16 protein-coding genes are annotated in these 18,577 nt (G+C 46.0%); 6 read left to right on the plus strand and 10 right to left on the minus strand.

Annotated features, from left to right (window positions below):
* Positions 1 to 101 precede the first annotated feature (101 nt).
* The gene (locus LJ658_RS17590; protein WP_230547856.1) at positions 102 to 449 is read left to right on the plus strand and encodes a hypothetical protein; all 348 of its coding nucleotides are present in this window, start codon (positions 102 to 104) and stop codon (positions 447 to 449) included.
* A gap of 104 nt (positions 450 to 553) precedes the next feature.
* Here LJ658_RS17590 and LJ658_RS17595 read toward each other — a convergent pair whose 3' ends face one another.
* Together LJ658_RS17595 and LJ658_RS17600 are read right to left on the minus strand one after the other, a co-directional pair.
* Positions 554 to 3,289 (minus strand): PQQ-dependent sugar dehydrogenase, encoded by a 2,736-nt coding sequence (locus tag LJ658_RS17595; protein WP_230547857.1) that lies wholly within the window; start codon positions 3,287 to 3,289, stop codon positions 554 to 556.
* 243 nt (positions 3,290 to 3,532) lie between these two features.
* Complete coding sequence (locus LJ658_RS17600; protein WP_230547858.1) at positions 3,533 to 3,925, minus strand: helix-turn-helix domain-containing protein; 393 nt, start codon at positions 3,923 to 3,925, stop codon at positions 3,533 to 3,535.
* Positions 3,926 to 4,009: 84 nt separating this feature from the next.
* Here LJ658_RS17600 and LJ658_RS17605 point away from each other — a divergent pair, with 84 nt between their 5' ends.
* Positions 4,010 to 4,885 (plus strand): NmrA family NAD(P)-binding protein, encoded by an 876-nt coding sequence (locus tag LJ658_RS17605; protein ID WP_230547859.1) that lies wholly within the window; start codon positions 4,010 to 4,012, stop codon positions 4,883 to 4,885.
* Positions 4,886 to 5,106: 221 nt separating this feature from the next.
* The gene (locus LJ658_RS17610) at positions 5,107 to 6,768 is read left to right on the plus strand and encodes a glutamine--tRNA ligase/YqeY domain fusion protein (protein WP_230547860.1); all 1,662 of its coding nucleotides are present in this window, start codon (positions 5,107 to 5,109) and stop codon (positions 6,766 to 6,768) included.
* Between the two features lie 75 nt (positions 6,769 to 6,843).
* Here the strand turns inward: LJ658_RS17610 and LJ658_RS17615 are convergent, their stop codons facing one another.
* Positions 6,844 to 7,722: an N-acetylmuramoyl-L-alanine amidase gene (locus LJ658_RS17615; RefSeq protein WP_230547861.1), complete on the minus strand. Its 879-nt coding sequence runs from the start codon at positions 7,720 to 7,722 to the stop codon at positions 6,844 to 6,846.
* A 138-nt stretch (positions 7,723 to 7,860) separates the two neighbouring features.
* A complete protein-coding gene (locus tag LJ658_RS17620) occupies positions 7,861 to 8,727 on the minus strand; it encodes a neutral zinc metallopeptidase (RefSeq protein ID WP_230547862.1) in 867 nt (288 codons plus the stop codon).
* 144 nt (positions 8,728 to 8,871) lie between these two features.
* Here LJ658_RS17620 and LJ658_RS17625 point away from each other — a divergent pair, with 144 nt between their 5' ends.
* On the plus strand, positions 8,872 to 11,094 hold the full coding sequence (locus tag LJ658_RS17625) for a transferrin receptor-like dimerization domain-containing protein (RefSeq protein WP_230547863.1): 2,223 nt from the start codon (positions 8,872 to 8,874) through the stop codon (positions 11,092 to 11,094).
* A gap of 84 nt (positions 11,095 to 11,178) precedes the next feature.
* Here LJ658_RS17625 and LJ658_RS17630 read toward each other — a convergent pair whose 3' ends face one another.
* From LJ658_RS17630 to fumC, 4 genes are all read right to left on the minus strand, one after another.
* On the minus strand, positions 11,179 to 11,613 hold the full coding sequence (locus LJ658_RS17630) for a low molecular weight protein-tyrosine-phosphatase (RefSeq protein ID WP_230547864.1): 435 nt from the start codon (positions 11,611 to 11,613) through the stop codon (positions 11,179 to 11,181).
* A 95-nt stretch (positions 11,614 to 11,708) separates the two neighbouring features.
* Positions 11,709 to 12,503, minus strand: a complete 795-nt coding sequence (locus LJ658_RS17635) for a S1/P1 nuclease (protein WP_230547865.1) — start codon at positions 12,501 to 12,503, stop codon at positions 11,709 to 11,711.
* A gap of 1 nt (position 12,504) precedes the next feature.
* Entirely contained in the window at positions 12,505 to 13,005 is a 501-nt protein-coding gene (locus LJ658_RS17640) for a fumarate hydratase (protein ID WP_230547866.1), read from the minus strand.
* 54 nt (positions 13,006 to 13,059) lie between these two features.
* Positions 13,060 to 14,457, minus strand: a complete 1,398-nt coding sequence (fumC, locus tag LJ658_RS17645; RefSeq protein WP_230547867.1) for a class II fumarate hydratase — start codon at positions 14,455 to 14,457, stop codon at positions 13,060 to 13,062.
* A 203-nt stretch (positions 14,458 to 14,660) separates the two neighbouring features.
* Between fumC and LJ658_RS17650 the strand changes: the two genes are divergently transcribed.
* Positions 14,661 to 15,557 carry an AraC family transcriptional regulator gene (locus tag LJ658_RS17650; RefSeq protein WP_230547868.1) on the plus strand — a complete coding sequence of 299 codons (897 nt, stop codon included), beginning with the start codon at positions 14,661 to 14,663 and terminating at the stop codon, positions 15,555 to 15,557.
* A gap of 87 nt (positions 15,558 to 15,644) precedes the next feature.
* Positions 15,645 to 16,484 carry an oxidoreductase gene (locus tag LJ658_RS17655; RefSeq protein ID WP_230547869.1) on the plus strand — a complete coding sequence of 280 codons (840 nt, stop codon included), beginning with the start codon at positions 15,645 to 15,647 and terminating at the stop codon, positions 16,482 to 16,484.
* Between the two features lie 112 nt (positions 16,485 to 16,596).
* On the opposite strand, the gene LJ658_RS17660 is transcribed toward LJ658_RS17655, so the two are convergent.
* Complete coding sequence (locus LJ658_RS17660; protein ID WP_230547870.1) at positions 16,597 to 17,475, minus strand: tetratricopeptide repeat protein; 879 nt, start codon at positions 17,473 to 17,475, stop codon at positions 16,597 to 16,599.
* Between the two features lies 1 nt (position 17,476).
* Complete coding sequence (locus tag LJ658_RS17665) at positions 17,477 to 18,514, minus strand: tetratricopeptide repeat protein (protein WP_230547871.1); 1,038 nt, start codon at positions 18,512 to 18,514, stop codon at positions 17,477 to 17,479.
* Positions 18,515 to 18,577 lie beyond the last annotated feature (63 nt).

The raw sequence follows: 18,577 nt of genomic DNA on the forward strand, positions 1-18,577 counted from the left end.
AATAAATTAAAAATACACTTTTTTGATTTACGTTGTATAAAAATTTGAATACATTAAACTGTGAGCCCTTAAATTTGTCTATTATTGAAAAAAGTGTAAAAATGAAGAAGTGGATCTTTTTATCAGTGCTGGCAGTTTTTATTGCTACCGCGATATGCTATGCCGAGGGCGCAAGCGGAAAATGGTCAGGAACGATAGCGCTATTATATGACGTTACCGTAAATATGAAGGAAGATAAAGGGACAGTAAATGGCGTAGTTAATACCGAGGTAGGCGATATTCCGTTAAAGAATGGCGTTATCACCGGTAATGATATTGTCTTTAAACCATTCACGTATAATGGTTTTGCCGTATCATCTGTAAAAGGTAAAATAGACGGCGATAAAATGAATGTTACCGTAGTTTTTCAGGGCATGAACTTTACCGGGGTCTTGAAACGGGTTAAATAAATTACGATGGCTTGATCTGACAATAGATATAAATCAGAAAGGCCACCCATTGGGTGGCCTTTCTGATTTTAAGTCCTCTTCAAACGAGAGGAGGTCGAAGAGTCTTATTCCTCAAACTTAACCGAGTTAAATATTATTAACGGATCAATAGGTTTAGCTTTATCATTTTTAAACACAAAGTAAACATCATGCATGCCTGAGGTTGCCTTGATATCTGTTTTTACCCAGTTTTGCGTTTTGGGTTTTACAGGAGTTTGCTCAAATCCGGCCTGCCCCAGTAAAGCGCCTGTCGGCGCATCTAAATGCACTTCGATGGTGCCGCCCGGGTTATTCTCCAGCGCGGTTGCATAGGCTGACAGTTCAAGTTGTTTGATGTCGGTAAGGTCCAGCTTTTTAAACACTACATAACCGTTTTGACGGCCAATAACATTGGTTGATCCATCCAGGTTATTAACTTTAATAAACGCGTTTTTAATAACCGAAGCATTAGAGGCCAATACCAGCGGATTATGTAGGAATATGGTAGCTACAGTAGTTTGCTTAGGGATATTTTTATTGCCCTTATCGGTATAAGCCGCACGGATGATGTACGTGCCGTTACCATTATCTTCCGCAGGTACTTTAGGTGTATAAGTGCCTTTTACCGGCATGGTGTTAATATTATTGTTGGTTACGTTCATAATGTAATTAACAATGGTGCGCGCGTCATTAAGCGTTATGCCGGGGTGGGCGGGCATAGCAATTTGCCTGTTCCAGTGGCCGCTGCCGCCGCCGCGGATAACATGTGCCAGGCGCTCAATTTCTACATCGTTGCCCTTGTATTTGTTGGCGATATCCGTAAAACTTGGCGCAACGTTTACCGCGTTTACGCTATGGCAGTTTTTACAATCGGCGTTACCTATTAATGCACGGCCCACGGCAAACTGGGTAGACGCGTCAACACTGCTTTGCTCCTGCGCAACCTGTACATAGTCAAATCCTTCGGAGGTATAATTGATGCTCATCGACACCTGTGCCGGAGTAATGCCTCCTGATGCCAGGCTGCCATCTTCCTTATCAGTTACGCTTACCGAGTAATTAATCGGTTTATCATTAAAATAAAAAGAATGGTTACCACTTAAGTCTATTTTTACCTCGGGGGCCTCGTTACCCGCGATAATCTTTACCGACTTGCTGTTTTTTGCGCCTTTCGCGTCAGTCACTGTTAACGTAGCCATATAAACACCCGCTTTGGTTAAGGTAATGGCAGGATTAGCGGTTGGGTATAATTTGGGCTGTGCGCCTGGTGATGTTACTTTCCAGCTATATTTTAACGCGTCGCCGTCGGCATCAAATGTGCCGGCCGAGGACAGGGTTATTTTTAACGGAACGGTACCGCCTTGTTTATTGGTGGTTGCCATTACGGTTGGTTTACGGTTGCCGGCGTTATATTCAATACGTACCAGCTTGGCGTTATCGCTTTTGCCAAACCAAACGCTGCCATATTCTAACACATACAGGTCACCGTCAGGACCAAACTTAAGGTCAATGGGCTCAATAGGGTGATAGCTGGGTAAAAACTGCTCCATGCCTGCATAATCACCGTTTGCTTTCATGCTGATAGCCATGATCCAGCCTCGGGCCAGGTCAGTAGCCAGCCATTTGCCTTCATAATAAGCGGGCCAGGGGCGCTTAGCTTTAGGGCGGTCAGAACGATGATAAATAGGCCCGCCAACCGAACTGCGGCTGCCGGTACCCACCAGCGGAAACTCGGCCGAAGGCCCGTAAGGATAATAAATAAATGCCGGCTGCAGCGGTGGCAATTCTTTTAAACCGGTATTGTTAACCGATGTATTGGTAGGTTTAAGCGGGTCTTTTTTAGGAGCCGACTCGCCATCGACATAATTAAAAGGTGGTACCGGTACATTGGGCCCGATAAAATACGGCCAGCCAAAAAATCCGGCTTTACGGGCCTGGTTCAACTCGTCATAGCCTTTAGGGCTAACCTCGGTATCTTCGGTTGCATCCGGGCCTATATCTCCCCAATATAACCAGCCTGTTTTGCTGTCGATAGATGGGCGCCAAGGGTTACGGTGGCCCATGGTATAAATTTCGGGCAACGTTTTTGGTGTTCCCTTCGGGAACAGGTTTCCTTCCGGGATGGTATAAGTTCCGTTCGCTTCCGGATGGATACGTAATATTTTACCGATATAGCTATTGGTATTAGCTGTTCCACGCTGGTCGTCGCGGCTCTCTTTACCGGGCGTTTCATCGGTTGACGGAGACAGCAATGATGCTGTGTTATTACCCACGGTTAAATAAAGATCATGTTTGGTATCCCAGGTCATGCCACCGCCGGTATGGCAGCAAACTTCGCGTTGAGTGGCAAACTCCAATAATACTTTTTCTGAGCCGGCAACCAGGGCGTCATTCTCGAATTTCCAGCGCGTAAGCATCCATTTTTTCTCGGTTATGGGCGCATAAAATGTATAGATGAAATGGTTCTTGTCAAAATCCGGGTCTACAGTCAGCCCCATCAAGCCTTCTTCGGCTTCGGTAACCTTACCGGTTTTGCTGGTGTATTTGGTATTAACGGGCAGCGTAGCAACCGTTTTGGTCATGTTGGTAACCGGATCAAATAGCTTGATAGCGCCTTTACGCTCGCTGATCAATACGCGTCCGTCGTTCAGTACCTCGAATGTATTGGGCTCGTCCAGATCGCCGGGGCGGGTTAACGCCACCGCCGTAAAGCGGCTTTCATCAGGTTTTTTGGGATCATCGCCAATAAACGAGTAACAGCATACGGCAATAAGAAGCAGTAATATAGCGGATATTTTAAATATGGGTTTATTGCTAAACATAATATTACGGGGTTTATACGGGCGGTAAATATAATAAATGCGCTGTAACCCATCAACGCTTATTTATACTGTTTATGTGTGAAAGAAGCTTTGTAAGGAAAATGTTATGAAGGAGGAAAATTGATGAACAAATAAGGCCTAATATTGATCCGACCTATAAGTTTATCATTGATTAACATGGTAAGCTGCTAGCCGCTTACATTTACCAAGGGAACATACTAGATAATTCTTATTGCTGTAAAATTACACCGTCTCCATCTCTTCCAACTCAAACTTCTTCGCCAATACTTTACTATACTTAATGGCCCATTCCACCATTGCAGTCATCACCGGCATCAACGCCTCGCCGGATGAACTTAGCTTGTAGGTAACAAAAGGCGGTACAACAGGCTCAGCTTTGCGGATGAGGAGGTTATCTGCTTCCAATTGCTTCAAATGCTGGATCAGCATTTTCTCGGTAACAGTGGGGATGGCGCGTTTAATTTCGCTGTAGCGCCTCGGGCCATCTTTAAGCTGGTACATGATAATGGGTTTCCAGTGGCCGCCAATGCGGTTCATTACATAGGTAACCGGGCAATGCATTTCGGCAATGCTCTTGTTCATGTTTTGGGTCGAGCTTTCTTTTATCGCGGTCATAGTTTATACATACTTTGGGGTAAGTACTTGTAGAAAAGTAAGTACAAATATACCTTTGTCCTGTCAAATAAAAAAATATAAATCATGAACATAACAATCACCGGGTCATTAGGCCACATTAGCAAACCACTGACCGAAATTTTAGTAAAAGCGGGCCACCAGGTAACCGTTATCAGCAGCAATGCAGATCGCGCCCAAGAAATAAAAGCGTTAGGCGCCATTCCTGCCATTGGCGAAATTACCGACGTGTCTTTTTTAACCAGCGCCTTTAAAGGTGCCGACGCAGTTTACACCATGGTGCCGCCAAACTTTGGCGCTGCCGAATGGAAAAACTGGATAGCGGGTATCGGCCAGAATTATGCTGACGCCATCACTGCGGCGGGTGTAACTAAGGTGGTAAACTTAAGCAGCATCGGCGCGCATTTAGAAGACGGTACCGGCCCCATCACCGGCAGCCACCGGGTTGAAAATATTTTAAACGCGTTGGACGGCGTGGCGGTGAAACACCTGCGCGCCGCTTTTTTCTACATTAACTTTTATGCCAATGTTGATATGATCAAACATGCCGGCATCATAGGCAGTAATTTTGGTGCGGATACCAATATGGTTTTAGTACATCCTAACGATATTGCACAAGCAGTTGCCGAAGAACTGCAAAGCAATTTTACCGGCAAAAGCGTACGCTACGTAGCCAGCGACGAAAAAACCGCCGGCGAAGTAGCCAGAGCTTTAGGCGCCGCCATTGGCAAACCCGAACTGCCGTGGGTAGAATTTAACGACGCCGATAATACCGCCGGCGCAATTGGCGCAGGCCTGCCCGAAGAAATAGCCACCAACTACACCGAAATGGGCGCAGCCGCACGCACCGGAATTTTGTGGGAAGATTACCTGGTGCATAAACCAGTTTTAGGTAAAATAAAGCTGGAAGATTTTGCTAAGGAATTTGCCGCAAACTTCTAATTTGTCATTTCGATACGAGGTACGAGTGAGAAATCTTATACGTGCGACTAACCCTGACGTTTAAGATTTCTCACTGCGTTTCGAAATGAAATCACGATATGATTACTCGCTCCTCAAACTTTTTACCGGATTAACGCAGGGTTTAGCCACACTCAGCCCGCTCCGTCAGTTTGGCGGAAGGGCTTTATCCTTTCGCTTAAAAATCATACTTTTGCCTCACTATGAGCGAAGAGAGATCATTAAATTTTATTGAAGAGATAGTTGAGCAGGATATAGCCGAGGGCAAGCACGGCGGCCGGGTATTAACCCGTTTCCCGCCCGAACCCAATGGTTATTTGCACATAGGGCATGCCAAGTCTATCTGCTTAAATTTTGGGCTGGCAAAAAAATACAATGGCAAAACCAACCTGCGTTTTGACGATACCAACCCCACCAAGGAAGAAACCGAATACGTTGACAGTATAAAAGAAGATGTAAAATGGCTGGGCTTTGACTGGGCCGAGGAATTGTACGCGTCTGACTATTTTGATAAGCTCTATGAATTCGCGGTTACCCTGATCAAAAAAGGGCTGGCCTATGTTGACGATAGCAGCGCCGAGGAGATAGCCGAGCAAAAAGGCACGCCAACCGAACCGGGTACACCAAACGAATACCGCAGCCGCAGTGTTGAAGAAAACCTGCAGTTGTTTGCCGATATGAAAGCCGGCAAATACCAGGACGGCGACAAAGTACTGCGTGCCAAAATAGACCTGGCATCACCAAATATGTTGCTGCGCGATCCGTTGATCTACCGGATAAAACATGCGCATCACCACCGTACCGGCGATGCCTGGTGCATTTACCCGATGTACGATTTTGCGCACGGACAGAGCGACGCTATCGAAGAGATAACACATTCTATCTGTACGCTGGAGTTTGTCTCGCACAGGCCATTATATGACCTGTTTATTGAAGAACTGAACCTGTTCCCATCCAAACAATACGAGTTTGCGCGCCTGAACATGACCTACACGGTAATGAGCAAACGCAAGCTGATGCAACTGGTGGCCGAAAACCACGTGGAGGGTTGGGACGATCCGCGGATGTCAACCATCAGCGGTTTGCGCCGCAGGGGTTATACCGCCGCGTCCATCCGCGAGTTTTGCGAGCGTATTGGTGTCGCCAAACGCGAGAACATGATCGACTTTAGCCTGCTGGAGTTCTGTATCCGCGAGGACCTGAACAAAACCGCCTGGCGCCGTATGGCCGTATTGGATCCCATTAAAATGATCATCACCAATTATCCCGAAGGTAAAACAGAAACCCTGCACGGCGAGAACAACCCCGAGGTTGAAGGCGGCGATGGTGGCCGCGATATCCCGTTCAGCAATGAGCTATGGATAGAGCGCGAAGATTTTATGGAAGAGCCGCCGAAGAAATTCTTCCGGTTAGGCGTTGGCCTGAGTGTCCGGCTAAAGAACGCTTACATTGTTAAATGCGAGGACTTTAAAAAGGATGCCGACGGCAACGTAACAGAAATATACTGCACCTATATCCCCGAATCAAAATCGGGCCATGATACCAGCGGTATTAATGTGAAGGGTACCATCCACTGGGTGAGCGTACCGCACGCCAAAACTGCCGAGGTGCGTTTATATGATCGTTTATTTAAAGTTGAGGACCCGTCAAACGAGGAGGGCGACTTCAAAGAATACCTTAACCCGGATAGTTTAACCATCTTACCAAATGCCTATATCGAGGCCGATCTGGCCAACGCTGTTGCCGGCAAGGGCTACCAGTTTATCCGTAAAGGCTATTTTACGCTGGATAAATCATCAACCAATGAGAAGCTGGTGTTTAACCGTACGGTAACGCTGAAGGACGGCTGGGCTGTTAAGAAATAGTTTTGAGTTGTGGGTGGTGGGTTATGAGTCAGAAAAAGAAACTCATAACTCAAAACCCATCACTCAAAACTCAATTCAATACTTCTGATAAACATTATAAAGAACGTTCAGATCCAGCTGGCTTAACTGCGCCGTGCTGTCATCCTGTACAAAGTGGCGTTTAAAAGCTATGATGGCTGCGTTTAGGTCTGTCGTATCATAACCAATAAGGCGCAGGGCTGTTTTATAGTCAAAATCAAGAGGGGCTATTTCAAGCGCGTCATCGCTCCAGTAACCAAATCCGTTAGCGGCTAATAACTTCCACGGAAACAACGGGCCCGGGTCGGGCTTGCGTTTTGGCGCAAAATCCTGGTGTCCTATAAAATTTGCTGTTGGTATATTATAGTTCTTTTTTAGTTGGGCCAATAAAAGCAGCAGGCTTTTGATCTGGGCATCGGTAAAGGGTTCAGATCCGTTATTATCCATCTCTATTCCTAACGATATGCTGTTCATATCGGTAACGCTGCCCCATTTACCAAATCCGGCATGGTTTGACCGCAGGTAATCATTTACCATATGGTAAACCTTGCCGTCTTTACCTACTACATAATGCGCGCTTACTTCGGTGCTTTTTATGGTGAAAGTTTTGATGGTTTGCTGCACAGAGTCCTGTGCCGTAAAATGGATAATAACATAATTAGCCTTGCGGATACCAAAATTAACAGACCCAACCCATTCTGACGGTGTTGTTATTAAACCGGTACTATCCATCAGCACCACAGGTTGCTGCTGTTTTACCAGGTTTATCAATGAATCTGTTTTGGCAGTATAAATGCTATCGGTAGTAAAATGCGGGCCCCTCACCACAACTGGCTTAGATGGATTAGTTTTAACGCCCGCTACTTTTGGCGAACAGGATACAACAAAAACCGCAGCGATAAATAATAAAAAGTGGAATTTCCTGTAGTTAATCATGTACCTAAATTAAGTTATTGAGCCCTAGTTTAACTACAGAAAATGCATATTGTTTAGAATAGAAATGCAGACGCATTATTTTCTGTGTTTATCATAAGTTCTTTCGGCTTACAGGCTGTCGCGTGCGGCGATTGCTTGTTACCTATCCAGTTCACCGGCTGCAAAGGTATCACCCTGGTTAATGTCGCCGGTATCATAGCCTTTTTTAAACCAATACATACGCTGGGCGCTGGTGCCGTGGGTAAAACTATCCGGGGATACACGCCCCTGGTATTTTTGCTGTAGCCGATCATCACCTATCTGGTGCGCGGCGGTAAGGGCCGAGTCAATATCCGCCCGCTCAATTACAATATTATTATGATGGTTCAGTGCTTCATAATGCGCCCATACACCGGCATAAAAGTCGGCCTGGAGTTCCAGTTTAACCGATAGTTTGTTATAGGCGGTTTCACCCAGGTTTTGCCGTGCCGCATCCATTTTTGCCGATACGCCCAACAAGTTTTGGATATGATGCCCAACTTCATGGGCTATAACATAGGCCCAGGCCGATTCGCCGGGGGCGCTAAAGCGATTTTCAAGTTCATTAAAAAACGAAAGATCCAGGTATACGCGCTGATCTGCCGGGCAATAAAACGGTCCGGTTGCCGATGTGGCATAACCACAGCCCTGGGCATCAACAGCATCGGTGTACAGGTGTAATATAGGGTGCTTATAAGTTTGCCCCATGCTGCGGAACAAGCTATCCCAAACAACGGTGGTGCCCTCAAAAATAACCCGCGCAAATTGTTTATCGCGGCTCTCCTGCCCGCCGCCGGGTACGGTATTTATCTGTTGTGAGCTATTATTGCCGGTACTAAGTAACTGCGAAGGATTGATGCCGGTAAAAAAATAAATAGCCGCGCCGATAAGCCCCAACAGGCCACCGCCAAATAAAACTCCCCGGCCGCCGCCACTGCTGCTGCCTTCTTCAACATCATTACTTTCATTACCGCCAAACCATCTCATATTTTATTGTTTTAATGTACTCTTTAACAGGATGGCCTTTGATATTGTTTGTACACCTATGGTTTTTATCCCTTATTGTCAACGAGGGCTTGTTTTCCCCTATAATTTCGCTAATTTAATAGCCGTTAAAACCCCTGACAGGAAATGAAAAAAATATTCGCTTTTGGCTTCGTCGCTTTTACAACAGCAGCTTATGCGCAGGCACAACAAAAAACGCTAATGGGATTTACGCCTGCGGCGTCAGCCAGGCAATTGCAAACCGAGCAGCAGTTTGATAAATCTATAAGCCCTGCACGGATAGGCGAAACCTTGAAAGACCTGTCGGCCTACCCGCATCATATAGGCTCGCCCGGTGGTAAAGTGGTAGCCGAAAAAATATTGCAAAAGTTTAAGTCATACGGCTGGGATGCGCATTTGCAGCCCTATAAAGTATTGTTCCCGACGCCAAAAACACGCCTGCTGGAGATGACAGGGCCAACCAAATATACAGCTGTGCTAAAAGAAAGCATATTGGCCGAGGATCCGACATCAGGCCAGGCCGGGCAGTTACCGACCTATAACGCCTGGAGTGCCGACGGTGACGTAACCGGCCAGCTGGTGTTTGTAAATTATGGCTTGCCCGAGGATTACGAAATGCTGGCCAGTATGAATATTGACGTAAAAGGCAAAATTGTGATAGCCAAATACGGCAAATCATGGCGTGGCATCAAACCCAAGGTGGCTTATGAGCACGGCGCTATCGGCTGTATTATTTACTCTGATCCTAAAGATGACGGTTATTTTGCCGGTGATGTATACCCCAAAGGCGCTTTCAAAAACGAAACAGGCGTGCAGCGCGGCTCCGTTATGGATATGGTGATTTATCCCGGCGACCCGTTGACCCCGGGAGTCGGTGCTACAGAAAATGCCAGGCGTTTGGACAGGAAAGATGCTCAGACGATATTAAAAATACCTGTATTACCTATCAGCTACCAGGATGCCAAACCATTGCTTGCTGCCCTGGGCGGGCCTGTGGCGCCTGCCGAATGGCGCGGCGCATTGCCGTTTACTTACCATGTCGGGCCAGGGGCAGCCACCGTACATTTAAAGCTGGAATTTAACTGGGACCTGGTGACCGCCTATGACGTGATCGCCCAGATAAAGGGCTCGGCCTACCCGGACGAGTGGGTGATGCGCGGTAACCACCATGATGCCTGGGTTAATGGTGCCGATGACCCGCTTAGTGGTCAAACAGCCATGCTGGACGAGGCCAAAGCTTTAGGCGACTTGCTTAAAACCGGCTGGAAACCCAAACGTACCATAGTTTATTGCGCCTGGGATGGCGAGGAGCCGGGGCTGCTGGGATCAACCGAGTTTGTAGAGGATCATGACAAAGAGCTGCAGCAAAAAGCGGTGGTTTATATTAATTCTGATGATATTTCCCGCGGAATTTTTCATGCCGGCGGATCACATGCTTTAGAGAGCTTTGTGGGCGAAGTATCAGAAGGTATTAACGACCCTGAAACAAATGTTACCGCCGCGCAACGCAAAAAAGCTTACCAGCTGGTTAATGCAACCTCAATAAACGCAAAAAGAGAAATATTGAACCGCCATACAGAACCAATAGAAGCGTTAGGTTCGGGGTCTGATTTTTCTTCATTTCTGCAGCATTTAGGCATACCTACCCTGGATATTGGTTACGGCGGAGAAGGAGCGGGCGGCGAATATCATTCGATATATGATTCGTTTGCCGATTACCAACGGTTTAAAGATCCGGGATTTGTTTATGGAGCCGTTTTAGCAAAAACCGTAGGTCATACCGTGCTGCGTATGGCTGATGCTGAGTTGCTCCCGTTTGATTTCAGAAGTTTATCGGCCACGCTAGATGGCTATGGAAAGGAGTTGGTTGAGTTGGCCAATAATATGCGTGAAAATACGGCTATGCAAAACCAGCTGGTAAGAAGCAATGCGTTTAACCTGGCTGCTGACCCTAAAAAAATGATTGCACCGCCGCAGGCAAAAGCCGAGGTGCCACCTATCGACTTCTCAGCCTTAACCGCATCTTTGAATGCCCTGAAAACTAGTGCCGATAAACTCGCGATAGTGATGGCTACCGCATCCGCGTCAAATATCAATCATAAAGCACTCAATGAAACTATCTATAAAGCCGAACAGCAATTGCTTGCGCCAGCGGGTTTACCGCGACGCCCCTGGTACAAGCATGCCATTTATGCACCGGGTTTTTATACAGGCTATGGCGTAAAGACGATGCCCGGCATCCGCGAAGCGATAGAACAACGTAACTGGCCCGAAATGAAGGAGCAGATAGCAGTGGTGTCAGCAACTATAAGTGCGCTGGCTGCTTATTTAAGTAAGGCGGCGATGTAATTAGTTGATGTGCAGATGCGAGGATATGCAGATGTGCAAATAATATAAAGTTGTCATCCTATGTTTGCACAGGATGACAACCGTCTATTTATATCGATCAATGAAAGCATGGCAGCCTTCTTCAATCAGGTTAAATACGGGCTCAAACTGCCGGTCGTCATGATAAGGGTCGGGGACAATCTGGTCAACCAGCAACAGGCTTACTTTATTGGCATCGTTAGCATTGCGGGCCATAGCCAGGATATTGCTCAGGTTGCTCCTGTCCATCGCCAGGATATGATCAAATTCATCAAAATCACTGCGCCTGAAAAGCCGGCATATCTGCCTGCTGATGTCAATGCCATGTTCGCCGGCTGTGCGTACTGACCGCCTGTCCGGACCCTGGCCTACGTGCCAGTCGCCGGTACCGGCCGAGTCGATTTCCCAGTTTAATCCCTGTTTATCGGCCAGGTGCTGCATAATCCCCTCCGCCAGCGGCGAACGGCAAATATTGCCCAGGCAAACCATTAGTATTTTCATTTGGATGTGCGGATGTGTAAATATGCAGATGTGCAAATGATTTGATGAGCCGGGTTATCGGCACATCCTCGCATTTGCATATCTGCACATTAAATTTACCCAAATATCTCATTCAGCAATCCCGCTAACCTGATACCGCCTTTAAGCAGTTGTTGGTTAAGGATATCCAAATGGGTAAAGTTGTATTTATAATTAAGCGTGTCGCCGGGTTTAATTTCGGTGTAAAACTGCTCGGCCAGGGTGCTCGACTCAAAGATCCACTTACTTAGCGGGGCAGCCTGCCAGTCTTTAATTTGGGTAGCCGTGGGATGATCGATCGCGCTGGCATACTCAGTATAGCTCAGTTCCTGGAAATTAATCAGCTCCGTATCCCAGATCGAGTGCAGGTTGGTTGGTTTGGTGAACCAGTTTACTTTAAAATCATTACCACCCTTGTCACTGGCATGTGCCGTATGCATCGGCTGGTGGATATCCTCGGTGATATGGATGAGCATGCGCAGGTAAAGCAGTTTGTTCTCTTTGGTAGTATTTTTCTTTTTCAGTTCGTCTATTAAAAACTTTAGCTTGGTGTAGGCATTAACGCTGTTGTCATGCTCCAGAAATTCGGTCATTTCGGGGTAGCTCATCGGCCTTTCAAAATCAACAAAGTGCCAGTTGTATAAATAGCTGTAAGCCGGGTCTGACTTTATAAAATCGGCCCAGTTGCTTGCCATAGCTATCGACTCATTACCCAAAATAGCTTTTATGGCCAGGCGGGCTTTTGCGGTTAAATGGTCCTGGGCTATTTGCCCCGATATGCGGTGACCATTGGTGCCCCAGGCCATCGTTTGCATGGGCGCATAGATAATAGCTATGCCTGCAGTTAATTTTTTTAAGAAATTGAATTTCATTTTATAGCGGTTTTGGATTACAGGTGATCTTTTTAATTAAATGTAAGTTAACGGGTATAACGTTTGATGTGCTTAAAAACTGAACAAGCGAGCCTGTTTTTTTACTCACCTTAAAAAACTCTTCGTAGGGGCCGTACCTAAAGCAGCCTGCCTGTTTTTTTAAAGTATAATCTGCATTGCAAAAGTTGCCTTTTATATGCAGGGTGTCATGGCTTTGACTGTAAGTACCCCGAATGTATTCAGACCAATGCCCGCCATTCATGCAACTATCCATGCCCGAGTTTACTTTGCTGAATGAATTAAGTTGTATAAATACCGAGTCGCAGCTAAATTTAAACTTAAAAAGCGAATAACTCAACAACTGTTTCTGCATGGGTACGCTGTCCTGCCGCCATTCGCCCTGCAGGTAATCCTGGCCTCTGCCCTGTAAGGCGGGGTTGAAAGAGCAGGAGGTGAGCAGGAGGCAAAGAGCCGAAAGGTACACGGCAAAAGGTTTTTGCATTTGTATAATTTATAAATCACGTCATTGCTTCGTTTCCCGCAATGATGGTTTAATTTATTTTAATGAACCTATCATATCCTCAGGACGCACCCATGCATCAAACTGCTCGTTGGTCAGGTAGCCCAGGCCTATAGCAGCTTCGCGTAATGACGAGCCTTCTTTCAGCGCTGTTTTAGCGATTTTGGCAGCAGCCTCATAACCAATATGCGGGTTTAACGCGGTAACCAGCATCAGCGAGTTTTCTAAATGCTTTTTAATACCGGCATAGTTTGGCTCAATACCAACCGCGCAATGATCATTAAATGATACGCAGGCATCGCCGATTAAGCGTGCGGATTGCAGGAAATTAGCCGCCATTACCGGTTTAAATACATTCAGCTCATAATGGCCGTTTGAACCGCCGATGGAGATGGTAACATCATTACCCATTACCTGCGCCGCAACCATGGTAACCGCCTCGTTTTGGGTAGGGTTAACCTTGCCCGGCATAATGGATGATCCGGGCTCATTGTCCGGAATATGGATTTCGCCGATACCTGAACGCGGGCCCGAGGCCAGCATGCGGATATCGTTAGCTATCTTCATTAACGAAACGGCGATCTGCTTTAACGCGCCATGTGTTTCAACAATAGCATCGTGCGCGGCCAGGGCCTCAAATTTATTTTCGGCAGTGACAAATGGCAAGCCGGTAAATTTGGCAATGTATTCGGCAACCTTAACATCATATCCCTTTGGGGTATTGATGCCGGTACCTACAGCAGTACCGCCAAGTGCAAGCTCTGATAAGTGATCTAAAGTATTGCGTAATGCTTTCAAGCCATGATTTAACTGCGATACATAGCCCGAAAACTCCTGTCCCAGGGTTAATGGGGTTGCGTCCATCAAATGCGTACGGCCGATTTTAACAACCGATTTAAAAGCCTCAACCTTCGCCTGCAGTGTATCGCGCAGTTTTTCAATACCTGGTATGGTTACATCAATCACCATTTTATAGGCGGCGATGTGCATAGCGGTAGGGTAGGTATCGTTTGATGATTGCGATTTATTGACATCATCATTAGGGTGGATAAAGGTTTTGCCCTCGCCAAGCTTATTGCCGGCCAATACGTGCGCACGGTTGGCAATAACCTCGTTAATATTCATGTTTGATTGCGTGCCCGAGCCGGTTTGCCAGATCACCAACGGGAACTCTCCGGCCAGCTCGCCGGCCAGGATCTCGTCGCATACGGCGGCTATCTGGTCGCGTTTGTCGGCAGGTAAAACACCCAGGTCGGTATTGGTAAAAGCGGCAGCTTTTTTCAGGTAAGCAAAAGCGGCGATGATCTCTTTAGGCATAGAAGCCTCGGGGCCGATTTTAAAGTTATTGCGCGATCTTTCGGTTTGCGCGCCCCAGTATTTGTCGGCAGGTACCTGTACCTCGCCCATGGTATCATGTTCGGTTCTGAAACTCATTATAATGCAGTATAATTTTCAGCCGCAAAGGTAGGGGTAAAACAAGTGCGATGGAAGATAATATTCAAAAAGTTACGGTAGCAAATAACCCCTCTTTGCCGGATGAAAAGAGGGTTGATGTTTGAATTTTGCAATATATTATTTGAATTGTGTAATCATCGCCCTGTACTTTATCCGTAATTTTACTATCTAAATTACCAGCTATGCCAGCCAGAGCAGAAACACTTGAAGAATTTTATCAACAAAAATTAAATTATCTGCCGCTAAACCTGCAGAACGATATAGGCCACTTCAATGTATTCCGCCTGGAAGATTGTCTGACCACACCGGTGCATTATAGCCGTAAGGATTTTTATAAGGTGACACTGATTCGCGGTAAAAACCGGTATCATTATGCCGAGAAAAGCATTGATCTGGAGGGCCCGACGCTAATATTTTTTAATCCGCAGGTGCCATACACCTGGGAGCCTTTGTCTGACGATACCAGCGGTTACTTTTGCATTTTTACCCGCTCGTTTTTTACGGAGAAGATACTTGGCGGGCTGAATGAGTTGCCTATGTATCAGATTGGCGGCAAACCGGCCTACAGCCTTAACCAACAGCAAGATGACCAGGTAAGCGCAATATTTTTGAAAATGCTGGACGAGATTAAATCTGAATATGCGTACAAATATGATCTGTTGCGTAATTACGTTACCGAGCTTACGCATCTGGCGCTGAAATCGCGGCCGTCCGAAAGCTTGTTTCAACACCCGGATGCCAAGTCAAGGACCACGGCTGTTTTTACCGAACTGCTGGAAAGACAGTTCCCTATAGAGGAGCCTACGCAGCGTTTTACCATGCGCTCGGCCAGGGATTTTGCCAATCAGTTGGCTGTACATGTAAATCATTTAAACCGCGCGGTAAAAGAGACCACCGGCAAAACCACTACCGATCTGATTGCCGAGCGGATGCTGGGCGAAGCCAAGATACTGCTAAAACACACCGATTGGAATATCTCTGAAATTGGCTACTGCCTGGGGTTTGAAGAACCATCGCACTTTAATAATTTTTTTAAAAAACAAACCCGCTATACACCCACTGCTTTTAGGGCAGCCTGATGTTTGAATTTTGTAAGTATTGGCTTGAATAACGCTAATTGCGCGCCTATAGCCGGTATACCTTTGTGTTAATCAAAACACAAAACAATGAAAACACAAAAAGTATGGTTTGTTACCGGTGCCTCAAAAGGCTTAGGATTAACCCTGGTAAAACAATTATTAAACACCGGCGCTAAAGTAGCGGCCACTTCGCGTAGCATCGCCGATTTGAAAAAAGCCGTAGATTTTTCCGGCGATCAGTTTTTGCCACTGGCTGTTAATTTAACCTCAGAAGAGAGCGTAGCCGATGCTATTGAAAAAACTATTGGCACCTTTGGCCAATTAGATGTGGTGGTAAATAACGCGGGCTATGGTATGACCGGTGCTCTTGAAGAGCTGAGCGATGCCGAGGCCCGCACTAATTTTGACGTAAATGTTTTTGGATCATTAAATGTTATCCGCAAGGCTTTGCCACATTTAAGACAACAGCAATCGGGCCATATCATTAACATATCTTCAGTTGGGGGCTTTTACGGAATGTTCCCGGGCTTTGGTATTTACTGCGCAACCAAGTTTGCCGTTGATGGTTTTACAGAAGCATTATCCGAAGAGGTTAAACCATTTGGCATACATGCCACCATCGTATCGCCGGGATATTTCCGTACAGAATTTCTTAATCCGACTTCGTTAAGCATGCCTCAAAATCCAATTGATGCGTATAAACTGGTACGCGACTCTGAGGCCCTGCATTTATCACAAATTAAAGGCAACCAGCCCGGCGACCCGGAAAAAGGTGCATCAGCTATCATTAAACTTGCTGATGTTGAGAATCCGCCATTGCATCTGTTCCTGGGTGAAGATGCCTACAATATGGCTTATGCCAAAATAGATGCCGTGAAACGAGATTTGGAAAGTTGGAAAGATGTAACAGTTTCTACCGGGTTTTAATTAAGTAAGATCGACTGTCATTCTGAACGGAGCTGGGTATTTGTTAAACCTGGATTTCGGCGCGCGACTATTCTTAGCTCTGTTCAGAACGACAAATTATTAGATATGGCTATTAAAATGCCCTTTCCGTATTCTTCACCCAATCCATTAAAGCTGCATCCTGCGTTTTGGTAGTTATCAGCTTAGCCAATGCCGGCACGTTGCCGCTTTGGGCCAGTTTAAAGAAATAATCGGCATAAAATTTATCAAAAAAGGATCTGTCAGTTTTCCTGGCAGATGCTTGGCCGGTCTGGCTAAAAATGGTTTTAAGCTGGAACTCCAGCAACGCGTTACCGGTTAGCTTTTTCGCCCGGCCCGCGGCGATGGCAGAGGATATAATGGCGTTAAACGCGGCGGTTTCTTTAGCATCGGCGGGTAGCGTTTTAACCGCGCCGTCAGCTTTTAATACGCCGCCTTTCAGGATGCTTTGCAGGTTGGTAATGGCTTCGTCGCTGCGCGGGCCGTTGGGTTCAATCAATAAAAAACTACAAAATGCCATTAAAGCGTTTAACCGTTTGTTTTGGTGGAAGGTTACCAGCCCGTACAGGCGCTGGCTGTTGGCATGTTTAGGGTCGAGTTTGATGGCTTCAATAGCGGCCAGCTCGGCATCGTTATATTTCTTCGCTCTAAAATCGGCTATGCCTAAATTAAAGTATAAGTTCTGGTCCTTTGGATAGGCTTTTAGTCCGTCGTTATATATTGCAATGGCTTTTTCAGGCTGATTGTTTTTGTCATAAATGCCGCCTAGTAAACTGTAAGCGGCGTCGGTATAGGCCGATTGTGTTTTTAAAACTTTCTCTAACAGGGGGATGCCTTCCGTGCCTTTCCCTGCGTCAACTAACGCTAACGCCGCTTTGTAGTTTGTGGCCGGGTCGTCGGTGTCCTGTGCTAACAGGGTGGGCGCAAACAACAATGATAGTAGTATAGTTATGGAAAGGCTTTTTAACTTCATATTACTCTGTTTCTCGTTTAGTTGCAATTACCCAGGTTATTAATCCTTTTAAATTATCCTGGTGTTCTTTAAGCCAGGCGATGTTATCATTCCTGAAAACGCTTATGGTTATATAACGGAAAAACACGTTCATATATTCTGTATTTGCTAAAGTACCAAAGAAGTCGGCATAGTATTTATTAAAAAAAACGGAATTAGCCGGATCCTTCTTTTCGGCCGCAAGTTTAAAAATGTATTGCAAGGGTAGTGACAACGAATCTAAGGGGGTAATGGCAGCGCCGTTATTGGCCGCCGCAGTTTTAGCAATTGCCAAACCACCGGTTACGCTTAGTGCGACACTCATTTGCTGCGACCGGCTTAGTTCGTCTGTGCCACCCATATTCATACTATTTCCTTTGACATTGAAATATAGGATATGTTTCAAATACATGCACGCCTCCACCGAGCGCTGGGTTTGCGGCTCCATGATCAGGAAATTGCACCAGGCCAATATGGAGTTGATGTGCTTACCTTCATTATAAGTGGCCATGGCATACACGCGCTGGCTGCTGGCATGCCTCGGATTTGCCTTTATAGCTTCTGTAGCTGCGGCCTCGGCCTGGGCATAATTTTTTTGGATCAGGTAAGAAACACTTAAATTATACCACAGGTTTGCGTCTTTTGGTGCTACTGCTACGCCTTTTTTATAAATGCTAATTGCTTTATCAAAATCTTTCCGCTCATCGTATATATTACCCAGCAAGGCGTAGGTGCGCGCTGATTTATCTGTAACGACCAGTTTTTCAAGTATTGCAAGGGCATCGTTAGCTTTGCCTGATGCATATAATGTAAAAGCTTTTTCGTAAAGTACTGTTGAATTGTTAGCATCGATTTTTAAAGCCGCATCATATTTGGCAATGGCTTCATCATATTTTTTGGCATCGTGTAATGCGGTCCCTTCTTTTAACAGGGTCATGGCTGCCTGGTTTTCCTGCGCGAAAACTGTTATCGAACAAAAAAGCAGGAGTAGTGTTAAGATAGCTTTGTGATAGGTTTGCATATAATTTAAGTGCGAGGTTTATATATTTTAAATTTAGCAACGTTATCAACTAAAACAATAAAA

It is taken from the genome of Mucilaginibacter sp. UR6-11 (assembly GCF_020880695.1).
In the GTDB taxonomy this organism is placed as follows: domain Bacteria; phylum Bacteroidota; class Bacteroidia; order Sphingobacteriales; family Sphingobacteriaceae; genus Mucilaginibacter.